General features: G+C 72.0%; 18 protein-coding genes and 1 riboswitch. Of the genes, 13 read left to right on the top strand and 5 right to left on the bottom strand.

From position 1 onward, the window contains the following. The first annotated feature begins 163 nt into the window (after nucleotides 1–163). Nucleotides 164–742, top strand: a complete 579-nt coding sequence (locus tag IF64_RS0103270) for a TetR/AcrR family transcriptional regulator (RefSeq protein WP_030530484.1) — start codon at nucleotides 164–166, stop codon at nucleotides 740–742. A 60-nt stretch (nucleotides 743–802) separates the two neighbouring features. On the opposite strand, the gene IF64_RS0103265 is transcribed toward IF64_RS0103270, so the two are convergent. Beyond that, the gene (locus IF64_RS0103265; RefSeq protein WP_030530483.1) at nucleotides 803–1,723 is read right to left on the bottom strand and encodes a serine hydrolase; all 921 of its coding nucleotides are present in this window, start codon (nucleotides 1,721–1,723) and stop codon (nucleotides 803–805) included. Beyond that, nucleotides 1,720–2,703, bottom strand: a complete 984-nt coding sequence (locus IF64_RS0103260; protein WP_051757440.1) for a LysR family transcriptional regulator — start codon at nucleotides 2,701–2,703, stop codon at nucleotides 1,720–1,722. Before IF64_RS0103260 ends, IF64_RS0103265 begins: the two co-directional genes overlap by 4 nt. 514 nt (nucleotides 2,704–3,217) lie before the next feature. Here IF64_RS0103260 and bla point away from each other — a divergent pair. The 8 genes from bla to IF64_RS0103220 all read left to right on the top strand — a co-directional run bounded on the left by bla (nucleotide 3,218) and on the right by IF64_RS0103220 (nucleotide 12,865). Further along, nucleotides 3,218–3,847, top strand: coding sequence for a class A beta-lactamase (gene bla / locus IF64_RS26995; RefSeq protein ID WP_051757439.1), 630 nt, complete (start codon nucleotides 3,218–3,220; stop codon nucleotides 3,845–3,847). Between the two features lie 187 nt (nucleotides 3,848–4,034). Further along, nucleotides 4,035–4,223: riboswitch (cobalamin riboswitch) on the top strand. 155 nt (nucleotides 4,224–4,378) lie between these two features. Further along, a complete protein-coding gene (locus IF64_RS0103250; RefSeq protein ID WP_036875670.1) occupies nucleotides 4,379–5,227 on the top strand; it encodes a Rossmann-like domain-containing protein in 849 nt (282 codons plus the stop codon). Beyond that, nucleotides 5,224–6,369, top strand: coding sequence for a PLP-dependent cysteine synthase family protein (locus IF64_RS0103245; protein WP_246134715.1), 1,146 nt, complete (start codon nucleotides 5,224–5,226; stop codon nucleotides 6,367–6,369). Before IF64_RS0103250 ends, IF64_RS0103245 begins: the two co-directional genes overlap by 4 nt. Beyond that, nucleotides 6,366–7,718, top strand: coding sequence for an MFS transporter (locus tag IF64_RS0103240; RefSeq protein ID WP_084705619.1), 1,353 nt, complete (start codon nucleotides 6,366–6,368; stop codon nucleotides 7,716–7,718). Before IF64_RS0103245 ends, IF64_RS0103240 begins: the two co-directional genes overlap by 4 nt. Nucleotides 7,719–7,822: 104 nt before the next feature. Then, nucleotides 7,823–9,304, top strand: coding sequence for an ABC transporter substrate-binding protein (locus IF64_RS0103235; protein WP_342779915.1), 1,482 nt, complete (start codon nucleotides 7,823–7,825; stop codon nucleotides 9,302–9,304). Further along, nucleotides 9,304–10,251 carry an ABC transporter permease gene (locus IF64_RS0103230; protein WP_030530477.1) on the top strand — a complete coding sequence of 316 codons (948 nt, stop codon included), beginning with the start codon at nucleotides 9,304–9,306 and terminating at the stop codon, nucleotides 10,249–10,251. Before IF64_RS0103235 ends, IF64_RS0103230 begins: the two co-directional genes overlap by 1 nt. Further along, nucleotides 10,248–11,186, top strand: coding sequence for an ABC transporter permease subunit (locus IF64_RS0103225; protein WP_084705617.1), 939 nt, complete (start codon nucleotides 10,248–10,250; stop codon nucleotides 11,184–11,186). Before IF64_RS0103230 ends, IF64_RS0103225 begins: the two co-directional genes overlap by 4 nt. Further along, on the top strand, nucleotides 11,183–12,865 hold the full coding sequence (locus IF64_RS0103220) for an ABC transporter ATP-binding protein (protein WP_084705616.1): 1,683 nt from the start codon (nucleotides 11,183–11,185) through the stop codon (nucleotides 12,863–12,865). The genes IF64_RS0103225 and IF64_RS0103220 overlap by 4 nt, the downstream gene beginning before the upstream one ends. A 7-nt stretch (nucleotides 12,866–12,872) precedes the next feature. Here IF64_RS0103220 and IF64_RS0103215 read toward each other — a convergent pair whose 3' ends face one another. The 3 genes from IF64_RS0103215 to IF64_RS0103205 are packed head-to-tail and all read right to left on the bottom strand — an operon-like array spanning nucleotide 12,873 to nucleotide 14,860. Further along, the gene (locus IF64_RS0103215; RefSeq protein ID WP_036875668.1) at nucleotides 12,873–13,316 is read right to left on the bottom strand and encodes an arsenate reductase ArsC; all 444 of its coding nucleotides are present in this window, start codon (nucleotides 13,314–13,316) and stop codon (nucleotides 12,873–12,875) included. A gap of 36 nt (nucleotides 13,317–13,352) precedes the next feature. Further along, nucleotides 13,353–14,459 (bottom strand): ACR3 family arsenite efflux transporter, encoded by a 1,107-nt coding sequence (gene arsB, locus IF64_RS0103210; protein WP_051757438.1) that lies wholly within the window; start codon nucleotides 14,457–14,459, stop codon nucleotides 13,353–13,355. Next, nucleotides 14,456–14,860, bottom strand: a complete 405-nt coding sequence (locus IF64_RS0103205) for an ArsR/SmtB family transcription factor (protein ID WP_048808435.1) — start codon at nucleotides 14,858–14,860, stop codon at nucleotides 14,456–14,458. Before IF64_RS0103205 ends, arsB begins: the two co-directional genes overlap by 4 nt. A gap of 141 nt (nucleotides 14,861–15,001) precedes the next feature. Here IF64_RS0103205 and IF64_RS0103200 point away from each other — a divergent pair, with 141 nt between their 5' ends. The 4 genes from IF64_RS0103200 (at nucleotide 15,002) to IF64_RS0103185 (ending at nucleotide 19,415) form a co-directional block, all read left to right on the top strand. Next, a complete protein-coding gene (locus IF64_RS0103200) occupies nucleotides 15,002–15,661 on the top strand; it encodes a GntR family transcriptional regulator (protein ID WP_030530471.1) in 660 nt (219 codons plus the stop codon). Next, entirely contained in the window at nucleotides 15,661–16,797 is a 1,137-nt protein-coding gene (locus tag IF64_RS0103195) for a mandelate racemase/muconate lactonizing enzyme family protein (RefSeq protein ID WP_051757437.1), read from the top strand. Before IF64_RS0103200 ends, IF64_RS0103195 begins: the two co-directional genes overlap by 1 nt. Before the next feature lie 182 nt (nucleotides 16,798–16,979). Continuing rightward, entirely contained in the window at nucleotides 16,980–18,713 is a 1,734-nt protein-coding gene (locus IF64_RS0103190; protein WP_030530469.1) for an IlvD/Edd family dehydratase, read from the top strand. Nucleotides 18,714–18,797: 84 nt separating this feature from the next. Beyond that, nucleotides 18,798–19,415, top strand: a complete 618-nt coding sequence (locus IF64_RS0103185) for a bifunctional 4-hydroxy-2-oxoglutarate aldolase/2-dehydro-3-deoxy-phosphogluconate aldolase (protein WP_036875666.1) — start codon at nucleotides 18,798–18,800, stop codon at nucleotides 19,413–19,415. Nucleotides 19,416–19,437: the final 22 nt, after the last annotated feature.

Raw genomic sequence — 19,437 nt, 5'->3', positions numbered from 1 at the left:
GATCCGTTCCGCGCAGTTCGTGTGCGCTGTCGAGAGCGGAGAGACGGAGAAGCGGATAGGTATCCGTTGGTGACGTGGACGACGCTAGCGGATAGCTATCCGGTTGGCAACGGGTACGCTACGCGGGTCCGGAAGTCGTGGTCGAGCAGTTGCGGGAGGGTCGATGTCCGCCGGATCGGTGAGCCCGAGGCGTGCCGACGCCCGCCGTAATCACGAGGCCATCCTCGCGGCGGCGGCCACGTCGCTGAGCGCGACCGGCGAGGTCTCGTTCAACGCGATCGCCAAGCAGGCCGGGGTCGGTGTCGGCACGGTCTACCGGCACTTCCCGACCCCCGCGTCGCTGATCCTGGCGGTGTACGAGCGCGAGGTCGACCACATCGTCGACGCGGTCGCGGATCTGCTCGCCGAGCAGACTCCCGAGGCGGCCTTCCGGATGTGGATCAGGGACCACCTCGCGCACTACATGATGACCAAACGCGGGCTGGCCGAGGCGCTGCAACGAATCAGTGCCACGTCCGAGGAATCGGACTCGCTGCCGGCGAGTGCCTTCGACCGGATCCGCTGCGGGCTGGCGGACCTGCTGCGCGCCAACGTCGAGGCGGGCAACGTTCGGGAGGACACGGAGGTCGAAACCGTCGTGCGGTGCCTGTTCGGCCTGTTCCACCTCGACCCGCGGGGCGACTGGCAGTCGGACGTCGCGAAGTTGACCGACGTGGTGTGGCGCGGCATTCGGGCCGACTGACCTCGCGCGTCAGGCCAGCTGCTCAGGCTGGTCTCTCAGGACAGTTCTGAGGCTGGGGTCTCAGGCGAGAGCCTCGACGGCGTCCCGCGCCGCGGCGCCGATCGCCAGGTCGACGTCCTGCTGGATTCGGGCGGTGCGTTCGGACGCGGCGAGCGCGGCGACGGCGATGCGGGAGGAGCCGTACTCGACGAGTCCGATCTCGTGGCGCAGGGTCAGGAACGATCCGGTCTTGCCTGCGATGCGGATGTCGTCGGCCTGCAGGTCGGCGCCGATCCGCGGGCTGAGCAGCTGGCGGTACATGGCGTCGCGGACGGCGGCGCACGCGTCCTCGGCCGCGTCGATGTCGCCGGTCCAGATGCGGCACACGAGGTCGGCGAGTGCGGCTGCCGAACCGACGGTGGCCCGGTGGATGTCGAGCGAGTCGATCACGTGGCCGCCGTCCGGCCGTGCGCCCTCCACGGCCAGACGGCGCCCCAGGGTGAAGTCCGGGCCCGCGACCCGCGTCGCCGCCTCGTACATGAGGTGCATGGGGTGGCGCACGTGGACGGCGTCCACTCCCCATTCCCGCAGCCGGGACGTCACCTCGGCGGGTGGTACGAGTTCGAACAGGGCGTCGGCCGCGGCGTTGTCGCTGATCGCGATCATCTGCCCCAGCAGGTCGGCGACCGCGCAGGTCGCGGGATGGCGGAACGTCGACAGGCCGGTGGGGCCCTCGCTGCGCCGTGCCGGGTCGATCGTGATCATGCGGTCGCCCGCCAGCTCGCCGCGGGCGATGCGATCGGCGACCACGAGTGCCAACGGGACCTTGGCGACGGACGCCAGCGGCCACAGCCGGTCGGGGTCGACGCAGATCCGGCGTCCGGTGTCGACGTTGCGGGCCACGAACCCGCCGTGGATGCGGACCCGGCGCCAGCGGCGCCAGATGTCGTCGGCCAGGGCGAGCAGATCGGCCCCGTCGCCTGCGATCGGCGGGGTGGTCATGTGTGGTCCTCCGCTGGGGACGTCGCTCCCGGCTTGCGACCGGCCGCGGGATCGTCGCCTGTGCCCCGATCGGTCGTGCCACGGTCGGTGCCCGAGTTGGTCGTGTCAGGGTCGGTGGTTCCCGGGTCGCCGGCGCCCAGTGCGGTGCCGATGAGCTCCAGGGCGCGGCTGCGCACGGAGCCGGTTGCCAGGGCCTGCGGTAGCGGCTCACGCTCGGCCAGGCGGTAACCGCGCAGCAGCGGCGGATCGGTGACCGGGGTCCAGACCAGCTCGTGCTCGCGGGCCTCGCGCGCGGTGCACAGCACCGTCGCCCGGCCCGCCAGCGCCTCGGACACGGCGACGTGGACGGGACTCGGCCGCACCAGCGCGGGCGAGAGCCCCGCGGCGTCGACCGCCGAGGCGAGCCACTCGTCGCGCGGTGGGGTGAGATCGGGCGGCAGCACCAGCAGCGGACGCGCAGCCTCACCGCGCCGCGGTCGCAGCCCACTGAGTCGCACCGCGTGGTGCCCGCCCGTGGCCGAGCCGGCTCCGAGCGGCACGGTCCACTGCGCCGAGGCGGGGTCGCAGGTCTCGACCGTCCACGAACCGTCCGGGTGCGGTTCCCCGCCGGTGGGTTCGGTGAGTTCGAGCGGCAGCGCGGCGTCGGCGAGGGTGGTCGTCAGCTCGGCGAGCACCGCCGGATCACACTCCGGGGGAACCGCGAGCCGGACCGTCGGCGCGGTCGTGTGCCGGACGGTGCGCACCAGGTGGTCGGCCTGCTCGACGAGATGGCGCGCCCGGGGCAGGAGCGCCGCGCCGTCGGCGGTCAGGGCGATCTGCCGCCGCGACCGGTCGATCAGCTCCACGCCGAGCTCCCGCTCGAGCGCGCGCAGCCTCCTGCTCAACAACGGCTGGTCGACACCGAGAAGCCACGCGGCTTCGGACACGCTCAGTTCGTCGGCGACGGCGACGAAACCGCGTAGGTGCAGCACGAGATCCACGTCGTCCAGTGTCCCGCACCGCCGCCGGACTGTCGTATGTCGCGGCGACATGCACGCATGCGTGTCCGTCCTTGGACGCGCCGATGCGCGCGGTGCCATCGTTCGGACGATCCGACACAGGCACCACAGGGCCCCGCGCGGGTGCGGGGCCACGACAGGGAGGACCCGGCGATGGACGGATGGCGGCGCACCGAGCACGGAGCAGACAGCGAGCAGGCGCCCGGAGGCGACGTGCGCAGACGAGCGCTGCTCGTGGGCGCCGCCGCGGGTGCGGTGACGCTCGGTCTGCCCGCGAGGGCCGGGGCAGCGGGCGGCACCTCAACAGGGGCCGGGACAGCGGGGGACGGGTCGCGGATCGACGAGGAGTTCGCCGAACTCGAGCACACGTACCGCAGGCGTGTCGGTGTGACGGCGGTCAACCTGCGCACCGGTACACGGCTGGAACACCGCCCACAGGAACGGTTTCCCGTGTGCTCGGTGTTCAAGGTCCTGCTCGCCGCGCGGATCGTGCGCGATGCTCCGGCGGCAGCACTCGGGCGCAGGCTCCTCGTGGACCGACGAGGACCTGGTGCTGAACTCCCCGGTCACCGAGAACACCGTCCGAAATGGCCTGACCGTCGCCCAGCTGGCCGAAGCGACCGTGACGGTCAGCGACAACACGGCGGCCAACGTGCTCATGCGCGAGTTCGGCGGCCCGGCTGCCGTCACCGCGTTCGCACGCTCGTTGGGAGACCGGGTGACGCGAATCGACCGATGGGAACCCGAGCTGAGCACCGGAACTCCGGGGGACGAGCGCGACACGACGTCCCCGCGGTCGATCGCCGGGACGTACGCGTCCCTCGTGGTCGGACGCGCACTGTCGAGGCCGGACCGCGAGCGGTTGACGACGTGGATGCTGGCGAACCAGACGGCGGGCCCCGTGTTCGGCGCGGGCGTGCCCGCGGGGTGGGCACTGGCCGACAAGACCGGAGCGGGCTGGTACGGCGCGCGCAACGACGTCGGCATCACGTGGACCCCGGACGGTGCCCCGCTCGTCATCGCGGCGTTCACCCACGGCCGCGCCTACGAGGACGACAGCCTCGACGAGCCCCTCGCCGCCATCGCCGAGTCCGCCTGCCGCAGGTTGACCGGCACCGCGAACTGACCCGTCCGCCCGTGGTCCCACGCCACGGCAGCTGAGGAGCCGGGTCCACAAAGGTCCGTTCGCCCGAATGCACACATCGCCGCGGGTGCACGAACGAACGGGCATGCACGGATGCACCGATGCACATGGGAATCGGTGTTGATCGATGCAACGTCCGTCACTCCCGGGCGGTCGATCTTGACGGGATCGTGCGGAGCTGGGATGTTGAATCGCAGTTCATGCGATGGTGACGAGGAAGCCGGTGCGAATCCGGCACGGTCCCGCCACTGTGAGTGAGGAGTCGTCCCCACCCGCGCCACTGCCGGACATCCGGCGGGAAGGCAGGGGACGATGCGGATCCACGAGTCAGGAGACTCCCACCGTCGCGCCGAATCGTACGGGGTCGCGGAGCCCCGGAGGAGGTCAACGGTGCAGGTCGCACAGCAGTCGTTCCCGTCGTTTCCGGTATCACCCGAAACACGTTCCACTCTGCTCCACATCGCCTAGTCCGGTCGCGTTCTCGCGTCCTGTCCGTACGATGTGGAGAGTCGTGTGACCGAGAACTTCCCCGCGCCGGGGAAGTCGGACGACGGTGCGCTGGAGCGTGTCGTCGGCCGGCTGGACCCCGGCGCGTTCACCGCGTTGAGCAATGCCACGGTCTCCGTGGCTTTTCTGACCGTGCAGGCGGCCCGTCATGCGGGGCGGCGGGTCGGCTACACCAACACCGTGCTGAGTGTGCGCGTGGGACCCGCCGTCGGGTCGTGCGCCGTCGAGCGTGACGAGCTGGACGACACGGTCGTGCGCGGCCTCGTCGGCACGGACGTCGCCGCGCTCCTGGACCATCCGATCCGGGCGGTACGGATCGCGGCCCTGGATGCCTGGCTCGCGGCCCGGCGGCCGCACGGCGCGCAGGCCGGCGCCCGGACCGTGCGGATCGCCGCGGGCACGTCGCTCGAGAAGTCGATGGCGCGGGCGCGCGCGGTCGCCGGTCTCGTGCGGGTGCGGCCCGCCGGCCGGGTGGCCGTGATCGGCGTCGTCAACTCGCTCCTGTCGGCCCTGCGGGAACGGCGGATCGACTACCTCCCGTGCGATCTCCTGGGCGGCCGCACCGAATGGGGCGAACCGGTCGTCACCGACCATCGCGAGGCGGTCGGTGCGGCCGACGCCGTGCTCGCTTCGGGCATGACGCTCGGCAACGGCACGTTCGACGACATCTCCCGCCGATGCCGCGAGGGTGGACTGCCGTTGGCGGTGTTCGCCCAGACCGGCAGCGCCGTGCTGCGGGAACTGCTCGGCGACGACGTGGCGGCGCTGTCGGCCGAGCCGTACCCGTTCTTCTGGCTCACCGGCGACGCGAGCGACATCCATCTGTATGGCGTGGACGGCGGTGATCCCGCGTGATTCCGTTCCAGCACACCGGACCCGGTGAGGCACGGACGACACCGGTCGACACGCCGGGCGGTCGCAGGTGTGTGTCGTTGTTGGACCTGGTGGGCAACACGCCCGTGCTGCGGGTGGGCACACCGCTGCCGCACCCGCACCCCGGGTTCTGGGCCAAATTGGAGGGTGTCGGCCCCGCGACGATGAAGGCGCGGGCGGCGTTGGCGATGCTGCAGGGCGCCCGCCGGCGCGGCGAACTCGCCGACGGGGCGACCGTGGTCGAGTCGAGCAGCGGAACCCTGGCCGTCGGCCTGTCGTTCGTCGGCCGCGCACTGGGACATCCGGTGGTCATCGTCGCCGACGACGAACTCGACGAGATGACCCGCCGCCTGCTGCGTGCCTACGGAACGCGGCTGGAGATCGTCGACCGGCCGCACCCGGCCGGCGGATGGCAGCGGGCGCGCCTGGAGCGCGTCGAACGGCTGTTGCGCGAGATCCCGGACGCGTACTGGCCGGATCAGTACAACAATCCCGACAACCCGGCCGGCTACCGGCAACTCGGCACCGAGCTCGTCCAGCAGTTCGACCGGCTGGACGCGGTGGTGTGCAGTGTCGGCACCGGAGGGCACAGCGCCGGCATCGCACCCGTGGTGCGCCGACGGTGGCCGCACGTGCGCGTGATCGGCGTCGACGCGTGCGGTTCGACCGTGTTCGGCCAGCCCGCACGCCCGCGCCTGATGCGCGGACTCGGCAGCAGCATCCATCCGGACAACGTCGCCTACGACGAGTTGGACGAGGTGCACTGGGTCGATGCGGGCGAGGCCGCGGATGCGAGCAGGCGGCTCGCCGCGGGCACGTTCGTCAGCGGAGGGTGGAGTACGGGTGCCGCGGCCATGGTGGCCGCATGGTGCGCGCGGCAGCTCGACTCCGACCGGGTCGTCGCGGTCTTTCCCGACGGTCCGAGCCGTTACTGGGAGTCGGTCTTCGACGACGGGTTCCGCAGGCGGCACGGACTGACGGCACTGGCCGACGAACCGGACACAGTGGACAGCGTCGCGGATTCGGTGGGCCTGCGATGGGCGCGGTGCGTCGGCGTTCCCGACCCGTGCGACCGGAAAGCGGCGCGCTCGCACGCGGCGGGCGAGGAGGAGACATCATCATGACGAGCCGAAGCGCGTTCCTGCAGCTCTCGACGCCCGCACGGCTGCTGGTGCTGAACCAGTTCGGCATCAACGTGGGCTTCTACATGCTGCTGCCGTTCCTGGCCTCGTACATGAGCGGGGAGCTCGGCTACGGTGCCGCGATCGTCGGGCTGGTGCTCGGCCTGCGCAACCTCAGCCAGCAGGGCATGTTCCTGGTGGGCGGGACCGCGGCGGACCGGATCGGCTGCCGGCCGATGATCGTCCTCGGATGCGCGTTGCGGGTCGTCGCGTTCGGCCTGTTCGCGGTGCTCACGTCGCTGCCCGGACTGGTCGCCGCGGTCGTCCTGACCGGCTTGGCCGGTGCCTTCTTCAACCCGGCCGTGCGGACCTATCTGATGCACGAGGCCGGCGAGCGGCGCGCCGAGGCGTTCTCGGTGTTCAACGTGTTCGCGCACGCAGGCACGCTGGTCGGTCCACTGGTCGGTGCGCTGCTGCTGGCGATCGATTTCCGTGCCGTGGCCTGGGTGGCCTGCCTGGCCTTCGCCGCGCTCACGGTGGCTCAGGTGCTGGTGCTGCCGCATCGCGAGGTGGAGCCGCAGCGGTCGAGTGTCCTGGGCAGTTGGCGGGAGGTCGTGACCAACCGGCGCTTCCTGGCCTTCACGGTCTCGCTGTCGGCGTACTTCGGCCTGTACAACCAGCTGTACCTGACGATCCCGTTGGAGGCGCAGCGGGTGTCCGGCCTGTCGTGGGCGATCACCGTGGTGTTCGTCGTGTCGACGGTCATCGGGGTGTTCTGGCAGGTGCGGATCACCGAGTGGTGCCGCGCCCGGTGGAGTTCGGGCCGCTCGATCGTGCTCGGGCTGGCGTGCATGGGGCTGTCGTTCGTGCCGCTGCTCGTGGCTTCGCCGATGATCGCCACCCGCGCCGCCGGTGCCGACGCGGGGGTGACGGTGGCAGCGGTGATGGTCCCCGTGCTCGTCACGACCGTGCTGTTCACCGTGGGCCAGGCCATCACCAATCCGTTCGCGATGGAACTGCTGCCCGTCGTCGGCAGCGAGCGGCTGGCGGGTACCTACTACGGGTTCTACTACCTGGTCTCGAGCGTGGCCGCCGCCGGCGTGAGCTGGCTCGTCGGCGCGCTCCTCGAGATGGCAGGCGCGGCGCAGCTGCGCTGGCTGCCGTGGTTGGCGTTGTGTGCCGTCGGACTGGCCGGTGCCGCCGGAACCGCGGTCATGGAGCGGAGGGGACTGCTCGAACGCAGCGCGGCCGACGGCTCCGGCGGTGCGCCCGGACACGGCTCCGGCGGGGCTTCCGGGGAGAGCTCCGATGAGCGAGCTGCGGACGGAACCGACCGTACGGAGGGACGGTGACCATGACGCGGTTCACGACTGTCCCGTCTCCACGTGGCGCACAACCGGGGCGAGCTCGGCAGGAGCCGCGGCGCGCGCTGAGCCGTCGCGGCTTCCTCGCGGCGGTGTCCGGCACCGCTGCGGCGGCCGTCCTGCCGGCGTGCGCCGCAGGCACCGGCGGCACGGAGCGCCTGCGGGTGGCCTTCGCCACCGCGGGCGGGCAGGAATCGCTCGACCCGCACGCGGCACCGCTGTTCGTCGACCAGGCACGGGCCAAGGCGCTGTTCGACACGGTGGCGGCCTACGACGACGACATGAGCGTGGTGCCGCGCCTGGCCGAGTCGTGGGAACCGGACGCCTCGGGCAGACGGTGGCGGATCCGGTTGCGCGAGGCGCGTTTCCACGACGGGAGCCGCGTCTCTGCCGAGGACGTGCTCTACAGCTATCGCCGCATCGCCGATCCGGCGACGGGCGCGTCGGCACAGGCGCACTTCGCGGACGTCGACTTCGCGGCCAGCCGGGTCCGGTCGGCCACCGAACTCGAACTCGTCCTCACCGCGCCGAACTTCGAGTTCCCCTCCGCGTGGGGAGCGCCGGGGACGGAGATCGTTCCGTCCGGCACCACGGACTTCCGGGACCCCGTGGGGTCCGGCCCGTTCCGCCTCCGCTCGTTCGAACCCGGCTCGCCCGCGGTGTTCGCCCGGTTCGACGGCCACTGGGCGGGAAAGGCGAGGCCGCGGGAGGTGGAGTTCGTGCCGATCAACGACGAGTCGGCGAGGGTGTCGGCGTTGTTGTCGGGCCAGGTGCACTACGCCCACGACATCGGAGCCAATGCGGCGCGCAGGCTCGAGGGCGATCCCCGGGCCCGCGTGCTGTCGGCGCCCCACTCGACGATGCAGGCGGTGGCGTTGAAGGTCGACCGGCCGCCCTTCGACGATCCGCGAGTACTGCGGGCCGTGTTGCTCGGGGTGGACAGGCAGGCACTCGTCGAGGTCGCGCTGAGCGGCAAGGGCCAGGTCGGCAACGACCTGTTCGGCAAAGGGCTGCGCCACTACGCCGGTGACGTGCCGCAGCGCATGCGCGACGTCGAGGCCGCCAGGGAGCTGCTGACGAGGGCCGGTGCCGAGAACGTGGAATTCGAGCTGTTGACCAGTGACACGGACCCCTATTTCGAGCGCGCCGCCACGGTGCTGTCCCAGCAGCTGGCCGACATCGGCGTGACCGCGACGCCGCGCACGCGCCCGTCGGAGACCTACTTCTCCGAGATCGAGGACCGCGGCGTCGCCGCCCACACCCGGACGGCCGCACTACCCGTGGCGGGGTTCCTCGGCCAGCGGCTCACCTCCGGAGCCGAGAGCGGCAACTACACGCATTTCCGGTCCGAACGCTTCGACACGCTGTACTCCCGTGCCGTGGCGACGTCCGACGAGTCCGAGCGGGCGCGGCTGCTGGCCGACGCCCAGCGCATCGCCCACGCGGAGAGCGGACTGCTGGTGTGGGGTTTCAGCGACTGGAACGTGGCGATCACGCCCGAGGTCGGCGGCCTGCGCGCGGCCACGCCCAACTCGCTGGAGTGGGCGCGGTTCGACGGCGCCGTGCTCGGGTGATGCGGGCGTACGCCGCGCGACGACTCGGTGCGGGGCTGTTGCAGATCGCCGCGGTCGTCACGATCGTCCACCTGCTGACGTCGGTCCTGCCCGGCGACGCGGCGGTGGTCGTGCTGGGGGAGAACGCCACCGACGCGCAGCGGGAGGCGCTGCGTGCGTCGTGGGGGCTCGACCGTCCGTGGGGCGAGCAGTTCCTCGACTGGCTCGGTGGTCTGGTCCACGGCGACCTCGGAACGTCGCTGCGGACCGGCCGCCCCGTCACCGCCGATCTCGCCGACGAACTGGCGGGCACGGCCGTACTGGCCGCGGTGACCCTCGCGTGCGTGATTCCGCTGGCGGTGGTGCTCGGCGTCGTGAGCGGTGCGCGGCCGGGATCGCGGACCGACCGCACGCTCAACACCGCGTTGGTGATCCTGCACGCGATCCCCGAGTTCGCCCTCGGGATGTTCCTCGTCGCCGTGTTCGCGTTGGAGTGGGGCTGGTTTCCCGCCACGGCGGCCGGCCTGTCCGGGTTCTCCCTCGCCGAGCAGCCTGCGGTACTGGTGCTGCCGGTCGCAGTGTTGGTGTGCACGAGGCTGTGCGCGCTGGCACGCCAGATCCGGATCGGCGTGGCCGAGGCGCGCGAGGCCGAGTACGCGACCCATCTGCGCGTGCTCGGCGTGCCGGAGCGGACGGTGCTGCTGCGCACCGTCGTGCCGAACGGGCTCGCACCCGCGGTGCAGCAGGTGGCGCGCACGGTGGACGGACTGCTCGGCGGGGTCGTCGTGGTGGAGGCGCTCTTCGGGCTCACCGGCGTCGGCGCCGGGTTCGTCGAGGCGGTCAAGGCACGCGACCTGCCGGTGGTGCAGGGCTACGCGGTGCTGTTCGTGGTCACCACGGTCGTGGTCAACGTGGCGGCCGACGTCGCCGCACGGCGGTTGGTTCCGCAGCGCGAGGTGGTCGCATGAGGACGGTGCGGTGCGGTCGGCCCGCGGGAGCAGTCGGGTCCGCGGGAGCGGCCGGGCCGGCGGGAGCAGTCGGGTCCGCGGGAGCGGTGTGCACCGCGGCGGCGTGGGTGGTGCTGGGCGCCGTTCTGCTGGTGGCGGTGGCAGGCCCGCTCGTCGCGGGGTCGACGCGCTCGGAGGCCGGACCGTTGCTGCCGCCGGGACCCGGACACCCGCTGGGCACCGACGTGCTCGGCAGGGACGTGCTCGCGCTGGCGCTGACCGGTGGCCGGACCGTGCTGCTGCTCGCGGGGGCGTCCCTGGCGCTGGCCTACCTCGTCGGGGTTCCACTCGCGTTGACGATGGTGGGCCACTCGCGCAGATGGGTGGACGAGGCGGTACTGCACGGCCTGGACACGGTGCTGGCGCTGCCGGGGCTGCTCGTGCTGCTGGTGCTGGCGAGTACCGGGGAACAGCACGCGTTCGGTGTCGTCGTTGCGGTGGCCGCACTGCAGTTGCCCGCGGTCGTGCGGTTGGCCCGCAGCGCGGCACTGGCCCCCGCATGCCGCACGGTGGTGGAGACGATGGTGCTGCAGGGCGAGCCGTGGTGGCGGATCCACCTGTGGCACACGGGCAGGGCGGTGCTGGCGCCGGTGGCGGTGGATGCGGGTACCAGGCTCATTCTGGTGCTGCAGTTGATCGCCTCGGCGAACTTCCTCGGACTGGGCCTGGCGGGCTCCACCGCCGACTGGGCGGTGCTCGTCGAACGGAACCGCGACGCGCTCGTGCTCCAACCGCTCGCCGTGCTCGTGCCCGCCGGATTGCTCGTGGCGTTGTGCGCCGGGGCCAACGTCGTCGTCGACCGGGTCACGAGGTCGTCCCGGGAGCCCCGAGCGCGGCGGCTCCGGTGGTGGTTCCGGTCGGCACCGGCGCGCCGCGACGAGGAGATGGCCGGGTGACCGCACCGATCCTCACCGTGCGCGGGTTGCGAGCCGTGGCAGGCGAGAGCGTGCTGCTGGACGGCATCGACCTGGACGTCACCCCGGGCAGCGTGCTCGCGGTCGTGGGCCGGTCGGGCAGCGGCAAGACCACGCTCGGCTACGCACTGCAGGGACAGGACCGGCCCGGCATCGCCCTGTCGGGCAGCGTGCGCCTCCACGGCAGCTCGTCGGGGGAACTGCCGGCGGGGGAACTGTCGTCGGGGGAACTGCTCGGTCGCACCGACGCCGAGCGGCGGCGCCTGCGAACCGGGGTCACCGCGATGGTGCCGCAGCATCCGCAGGCGGTGCTGAACCCGATGCGCCGGATCGGCGCGGCGTTGCGGGAGCTGGCCGCTCTGAGCCAGTCGCGCCGGTCCGCCCGCGGGGAGGCGGTTCGGACGGCGTTGGCTGCGGCGCGACTCGACCCGTCCGTGGCCGGTCGGTTTCCCCACCAGCTTTCCGGCGGTCAGCAGCAGCGGGTTGCGCTCGCGCAGGCGTTGATCACCCGGCCCGGACTGGTGGTCCTCGACGAACCGACGGCCGGCGCGGACCCGGTGACCACCTCGGAGATCGCCGACACGCTGGCCGATCTGGTGGCCGGTGGCACCGCGCTGGTCCTGCTGACCCACGACCTTCCGCTGGCGCGACGGCTGGCGGATTCCACGATCGTGCTGCATGACGGACGGGTCGCCGAACGCGGGGACGGTGCGTCGCCGCTCGAGGCACCGGACACCGACCACGGGCGGACGCTGGTCGGAGCCGAAGCGCGCCTCGAGGCGCCCGCGCCGCGCAGTGCAGGCCCGCGCAGGTCCGTGCTGGTCGCCGACGGCGTCGGGTACCGCGCGCCCCGCGGTGCGACCCTGCTCTCGGACGTGAACCTGACGGTGCGGGCGGGAGCGTGCGTCGCGATCGTCGGACGCTCGGGCGCGGGCAAGACCACCCTGGCCAGGGGACTGGCCGGGCTGACGCCGTTCGACAGTGGTGAGGTGCGGTGGGGCGAGCACCCGCTGCCGCCGAGTGCGCGCCGCCGCAGCGCACCACAGCGCCGGCACGTCCAATACGTGCACCAGGACGCGCGCGGCGGGTTCGATCCCCGGCGGCCGGTGACGCATCAGATCGCGCGGACGGCGGAGCTGTTGCGCGGTCTGCCGCGGCCGCAGGCGCGCAGGGAGGCCGAGGATCTGCTGGCGCACTGGGGCGTCGGCCCGGAGCAGGCCCGGCGGCGGCCGGAACAGCTGTCGGGAGGACAGCTGCAGCGGGCGGCCGTGGTGCGGGCGTTGCTCGCGCGCCCTGCGGTGCTGGTCTGCGACGAGGTGACGTCCGCCCTCGACACGGTCACCCGCACGGACCTGCTGACCACCCTGGCCGATCTGCGGTCCACGCAGGACACAGCGGTCGTGCTGATCAGCCACGACCTGGCCGTGGTGACCGCGTTGGCCGAGGAGGTGCACGTCCTGGACGGCGGCCGGCTCGTCGAAACGGCGAGTCCCGACGCGCTGCTGACGGCGCCGCGGTCGCGGGCCGCGGCCGAGCTCGTCACAGCGATGCAGCACCACCACATACCCGGCGACCACATGCGACACCATCACGGCCGGTGGCGGGCGCCGGACGGATCATCGGAACCACAGGCACAGCCCGTCCCGGAGCCGGGGGTGTAGGTCGCGCTCAGTGCTGCGGGTGCTTGCCGCCGTCGGCTTCGTCACCGCTGGGAGCGACGAGCTCGGCGAGCAGAGCGCGGATGCGGCGGTCGATCTCGTCCCGGATCGGGCGCACGTCGTCGGCGGATCGGCCCGCGGGGTCGTCGAGCTGCCAGTCGAGGTAGCGCTTGCCGGGGAACACGGGGCAGGCGTCGCCGCAGCCCATGGTGATGACCACGTCGGCCGCCCGCACCGCCTCGGTCGTCAGCGGTTTCGGGAACTCGCGGGTGAGGTCGAGGCCGAGTTCGTCCATGACCTCGACGACGGCCGGGTTGATCGAGTCCGCCGGTGCCGACCCCGCGGAACGCACCTGCACCCTGCCTGCCGCGTGGTGGTCGAGCAGCGCCGCGGCCATCTGCGAGCGGCCGGCGTTGTGCACGCAGACGAACAGCACCTCGGGCAGATCGGACATGACGGCTCCTTCGGCTCCGGTCGATCGGGATGGGACTCAGTCCGGCGTGCTCGTCGACGCCGCGGTGGTGGGGAATCGCCGTCGCAGCGCGAGGGAGACGTACACGAGCGCGACGAGGACCGGCACCTCGATGAGCGGTCCGACGACACCGGCGAGGGCCTGTCCGCTGGTGGCCCCGAAGGTGGCGATCGCGACGGCGATCGCGAGTTCGAAGTTGTTGCCCGCGGCGGTGAAGGCCAGCGTCGTCGTGCGTTCGTAACTCAGCCCGATCGCCCTGCCCAACGCGTACGAACCCGCCCACATCACGGCGAAGTAGATCAGCAGTGGGACCGCGATCCGCACGACGTCGAGCGGGCGGTCGGTGATCTGTTCGCCCTGCAGCGCGAACAGCAGGACGATGGTCAGCAGCAGCCCGTACAACGCCAGCGGTCCGACCTTCGGCAGGAATCGGGACTCGTACCAGGCGCGGCCCTTCGCGCGTTCGCCGAGCCGCCGCGACAGGTAGCCGGCCAGCAACGGGATGCCGAGGAAGATCAGCACGTTGACGACGAGTTGCCACGCGGAGACGTCGAGATCCGCGGTGGGCAGGCCGAGCCAGCCCGGCAGCAGCTCCAGGTAGAACCATCCGAGCGCACCGAACGCGACGACCTGGAACACCGAGTTCAGCGCGACCAGAACCGCGGCGGCCTCCCGGTCACCACAGGCCAGGTCGTTCCAGATGATCACCATCGCGATGCAGCGCGCCAGGCCGACGATGATCAGCCCGGTCCGGTACTCGGGCAGATCCGGCAGCAACAGCCACGCCAAGGCGAACATGACCGCGGGCCCGGCGATCCAGTTCAACGCCAGGGACGGCCACAGCAGTCGGTGATCGCCGGTGACGGTGTCCAGCCGGTCGTAGCGAACCTTGGCCAGCACCGGGTACATCATGACGAGCAGGCCCAACGCGATCGGCACCGAGATGCCGCCGACCTGGACGGCGTCCAACGCGGAGCCGAGACCCGGGACCCACCGGCCGGCCACCAGTCCGGCCACCATGGCGGCGCCGATCCACAGTGGAAGAAATCGGTCCAGTGTGGATAGATTGCGGACCACTCCGGACTCGGTGGCCTCCGGCGCGTCGGTCCTCGTTTCGCTCGTCACGCGGGTGCTCCCTGGTCGGTGGTGTCCTGGACTGCGGCTTCGGAGGTCGTTCGCTGCGGCGGTGCGCCCGATTCCGCGGGCATCGGGCGCAGGACGGTCGACAACCGGCGCAGCACGTCGCGGTCCACGCGGTAGTAGATCCAGGTCGCCCTGCGCTCACCGGCGACGAGTCCGGCCTCCCGCAGGACCTTGAGATGGTGGGAGATGGTCGGACCGGTGAGCTCGAACGCCCCGGTCAGATCGCACACGCATGCCTCCCCGCCCGCATGCGAGGCGATGAGGGACAGCAGCCGCAGCCGCACCGGATCGGACAGCGCCTTGAACGCGCGCGACAGTTCGGCGGCTTGGTCCGGGGACAACGGCTCGCCGGCCAGCGACGTCGAGCACACCTCGTTCGACATGCTTCTATCTTTGCCAGTGTCTAGATAGATGTCAATCTAAACAGCTTCGCCACGAGTGCAGCTGGTCGAGGCGGCGGGTTCGTGCCGTGCTCATCCTCGCGTGGAATGTAAATTGCTTTCAGTACATGTAAAATAACCGGCATGGTGGGAGCGAACGACACGGCGGGGCCGCGGGTCGCCGACGCGGTCGCCGACCGGCTGCGCGAGATGATCTTCAGTGGTGAGCTGGCGCCGGGGACGAAGCTGAGCGTGCCCGCGCTCGCCGAATCGCTCGAGGTGAGCCGCAGTCCGGTGCGGGACGCGGTGATGCGGCTCGTGCGGGAACGCCTCGCCCGGGAGGAACCGCGGAGGGGCGCCGTCGTCGCGCACGTCGGCCCCGTCGAACTCGCCTCGATCTACGAGGTCCGCGAGGTGCTGGAAGGGCTCGCGGCGCGGCTGGCTGTCGAGAACGCCGGCCGCAGGCTCGTGCGGGCACTGAGGCAGACGGTCGACGAGCACGAGGCCGCGGTGCGGGTGGCGGATCTGGTCGCCAGCACCGAGGCGGACATGCACTTCCATCGGCAGATCCGGCAGGCGGCGGGCAACGACGAGGTCGTCCGCCTCCTCGACGACGTGCAGACCCAGGTGCGGCTCGCGATGCGCACGACGACCGTGACGGCCGGTCCGCGGCAGGCGCTCGACGACCACCGGGCCATCGTCACGGCCATCGACGCCGGTGACGCCGTGGCGGCCGAACAGGCGGCCCGGGCTCACATCCGCCGGCTCCGCGGTGTCCTGTTGCGCCAGCTCGAGGTCGACTGATGGCCCGCATCGTCGGTGCGCGGCTGCGGGTGCTGCGTGCCCCGGTGTCCGACGGCATCGCCATGTCGTTCTCGCCGTTGCGGCACCGCAGCGCCGTGCTCGTGGAGCTGAGCACGTCCGACGGGCTCGTCGGGCGAGGGGAGAGCTGGATCAACTATCCGCCGTGGGCCGCCGAGGAGCGGGTCGCGACCCTCCGGGACGGCGTGCTGCCGTTGCTGATGGGCCGCGACGCGACGCGGATCGCCTCGCTGCACGACCGGCTGTGCTCGCGGCTGGACCCGCTCGGCCGGCAGTGGGGCGCGCCCGGTCCCGTCCGGCAGGCGATCAGCGGTGCCGACCTGGCCCTGTGGGATCTGGCCGGGCAGCGGAGCGGGTGCGCGGTGGGCGCGCTCGCGCCGGGGCCGGTTCGCGACGCGGTGCCGGTGTATGCCAGCAGTCTCGGCCCGGACGGCGTGGGGGACACGGCGCGGGCCTGCCTCGCCGCCGGGCACACCGCACTCAAGCTCAAGGTCGGGTTCGGTCGCGAGGTCGACGAGCGCAACCTGTCCGAGGCGCGCGCGGTCGCCGGTCCGGACGTGGCGTTGTACGCCGACGCGAACCAGGCGTGGGACGTCGACGAGGCCGTCGCCATGGCGCCATTGCTGCGCGCCGCGGACGTGGCGTGGATCGAGGAGCCGGTGCGTGGCAACGCCCTGGCCGCACTCGAGGAGCTGCACCGGCGGACCGGGTTGACGATCGCGACCGGCGAGAACATGTACGGCCGCCACGAGTTCCGTGCCTTCGCCGCCTCGCCCGCGATCGGGATCCTGCAGCCGGACCTGGCCAAGACCGGCGGGCTGACGGAGGTGCGCGCGATCTGCGCGGTCGCCGAAGCCTGCGGCACGCCGGTGTTGCCGCATCTCTACGGCGGCGCGATCGCGTTCGCGGCCACGCTGCAGCTCGCCGCGGCGGCGGCGCCGGTGGCCGCTCTCGAGTACGACATCCGGGACAACCCGCTGCGTGATCCGCTGCTCGACCGAGCGCCCACGCCGGACGGCGGGGTCCTCATCGTTCCAGATGGGCCGGGCTGGGGTGTGACCGTCGACGAGGACGCGATCGAGGCGGTCACCGACTCCGAGGTCCAGCTCTCCGCGTAACCCGGGCCGGCGACCCGGGATACGCCGAGACGTGGCCGGCGGGCGGTGCCGGACGGGCGGCCTCGGGCGGGCGGTGTCGGGCGGCGGACTATTGCATGCACCGCGGGCTCGGAATATGCTCAGTCGAGAAATTACATGTAAAACTGATGCCGTGCAGGTGGGACAGTGCAGGTGGGACGACGATGACGTCAGGCAACGACCACTCGGGCCGCCGAAGTGCCGCCTGGTTCGGACTCGACGGCAAACTCGGCTTCGTCCACCGGTCCAAGATGTACAACCAGGGCTACTCGTCGTCGATGTTCGACGGCAGGCCGGTGATCGGCATCGCCAACAGTGCGTCGGACCTCGCGCCCTGCAACGCGCACCTGCGCCAGGTGGCCGACGCGGTCAAGCGCGGCGTGCTGATGGCGGGCGGCGTTCCGCTGGAGTTCCCGACCGTCTCGCTCGGCGAGACCCTGATGCGGCCCTCGGCGATGATGTTCCGCAATCTCATGGCGATGGACGTCGAGGAGACCCTCCGCGCCAATCCGCTCGACGGGGTCGTCCTGCTCGGCGGGTGTGACAAGACGGTGCCCGCGCAGCTCATGGGAGCGCTGAGCGTCGACCTGCCGACCGTCATGGTGACGGGCGGGCCGATGCTGAACGGCAAGTTCCGTGGCTGCGACGCCGGGTCCGGCACGCACGTCTGGCAGTTCAGCGAGGAGGTCCGGGCCGGGCGGATGAGCCGCGAGGACTTCGCCACGGCGGAGGCGTGCCTGTCGCGGAGTGCGGGCCACTGCACGACGATGGGGACCGCGTCGACGATGGCGTGTCTGACCGAGGCACTCGGACTGTCGCTGCCCGGCAGCGCGGCGATCCCCGCGGTCGACGCGGCCCGGTACCGGATCGCCGAAGCGGCGGGCAGCCGGATCGTCGCCATGGTCGACGAGGGACTGACGCCGTCCTCCATTGTGGACCGGCGGTCGTTCGAGAACGCGGTCAGGGTGAACGCGGCGATCGGCGGTTCCACCAATGCGGTGGTGCACCTGCTCGCCCTCGCCGGACGGGCCGAGGTCGCCTTGTCCCTCGACGATTTCGACGCGCTGGCGGCCGACGTCCCGCTGCTGGTCGACCTGTTGCCGTCGGGGCGGTTCCTCATGGAGGAGTTCGCCTACGCGGGCGGGCTGCCCGCCGTGGTCGGCGAGCTCGGTGAGCTGCTGCACCGTGACGCGGCCACGGTGACCGGCAAGAGCCTCGGGGAGAACTGCGCCGACGCGCCGAACTGGAACACCGACGTCGTCCGCACGCGCTCCGCGCCCGTCCACGACGCGGGCAGGCACACCGCGGTGCTGCGCGGCAACCTGGCGCCCGACGGAGCGGTGATCAAACTGTCGGCCGCGTCCGAGGAGCTGATGCGGCACACCGGGCCGGCGTTGGTGTTCGACACCATCGAGGAGTACCACGCGCAGGCCGATTCCCCGGACCTGCCGGTCGAGGCCGGAACGGTGCTCGTCGTGCGGGGCGCGGGACCCGCCGGCTACCCGGGCATGCCGGAGATCGGCAACCTCGCGATCCCCAAGAAACTGCTCGACGCGGGCGTCCGGGACATGGTGCGGATCACCGACGGGCGGATGAGCGGAACCTCCTACGGCACCGTCGTGCTGCACGTGGCGCCGGAATCGGCCGCTGGAGGACCGTTGGCGCTGCTGCGGACCGGCGACCGCGTCACCCTCGACGTTCCCGCGCGGCGCCTCGACATGGATGTCAGCGACGAGGAACTGCGCCGCAGAGCGGGGGAGAGCGGCCCGACGGTCCCGGAAGCGGCCTCGGGTTACGAGTGGCTCTACCGCTCCCACGTGCGCCAGGCCGACACCGGAGCCGACTTCGACTTCCTCACCGGACGCCGGGGCCACCCGGTGCCCCGCAGGCATCTGTGAACCACAGGCATATGGGAACCACAGGCGCCGCCGAACCACAGGCGCCGGTGACCTCCCGGCGCGAGAGAGGAACGTGCAACGACCATGGCCCACGACATTCTCGACCAGGTCCGGCGGCACCGGGCGATGGTGATCTTCCGCGGTCAGTCGCCGCGCGAGTGCCTCTCGCTCGCGGAGGTTCTGCACGGCGAGGGAATCCGGCTGTTCGAGGTGACGCTCAACTCGGCCGACCCGTTCGCCGCGATCACCGCGCTGCGTGCGGAGTACGGCGATGAGCTCCCGGTCGGTGCGGGCACGGTGCTGACCGCCGCCGACGTCGAGCGTGCCGCTGACGCCGGAGCGCAGTTCGTCGTCTCGCCCCATGTGGACGAGGACGTGCTCGCCCGCGCCGGGCAGCTCGGCCTCGGCACCGTGCCCGGAGCGTTCACCGCCACGGAGGTGGTGCGGGCCGTGCGGCTCGGGGCCGACGTGGTGAAGGTGTTCCCGATCTCGCCGGTCGGGGCCGAGCACATCCGTCAGCTCCGCGGCCCGCTGCCGGACGTCCCGATGATGGCGACCGGTGGCGTGGGACCCGAGCTCGCGGGCGCGTGCCTGGCTGCCGGGTGCGCCGGCGTCGGGGTCGGCGTCCAGCTCCTTGGCGATCCGTCCGACCCGCCGTCGGTACGCACCCAGGCCCGCCGGCTCCGGTCCGCGATCGGCTGACCGGCCCTCGCCCCCGGCCGTC

Source organism: Prauserella rugosa, from assembly GCF_000719975.1.
Lineage (GTDB): Bacteria > Actinomycetota > Actinomycetes > Mycobacteriales > Pseudonocardiaceae > Prauserella > Prauserella rugosa.
Note: the sequence above shows the minus strand (reverse complement) of the source record. Positions and strands in the feature narration are given on the sequence as shown.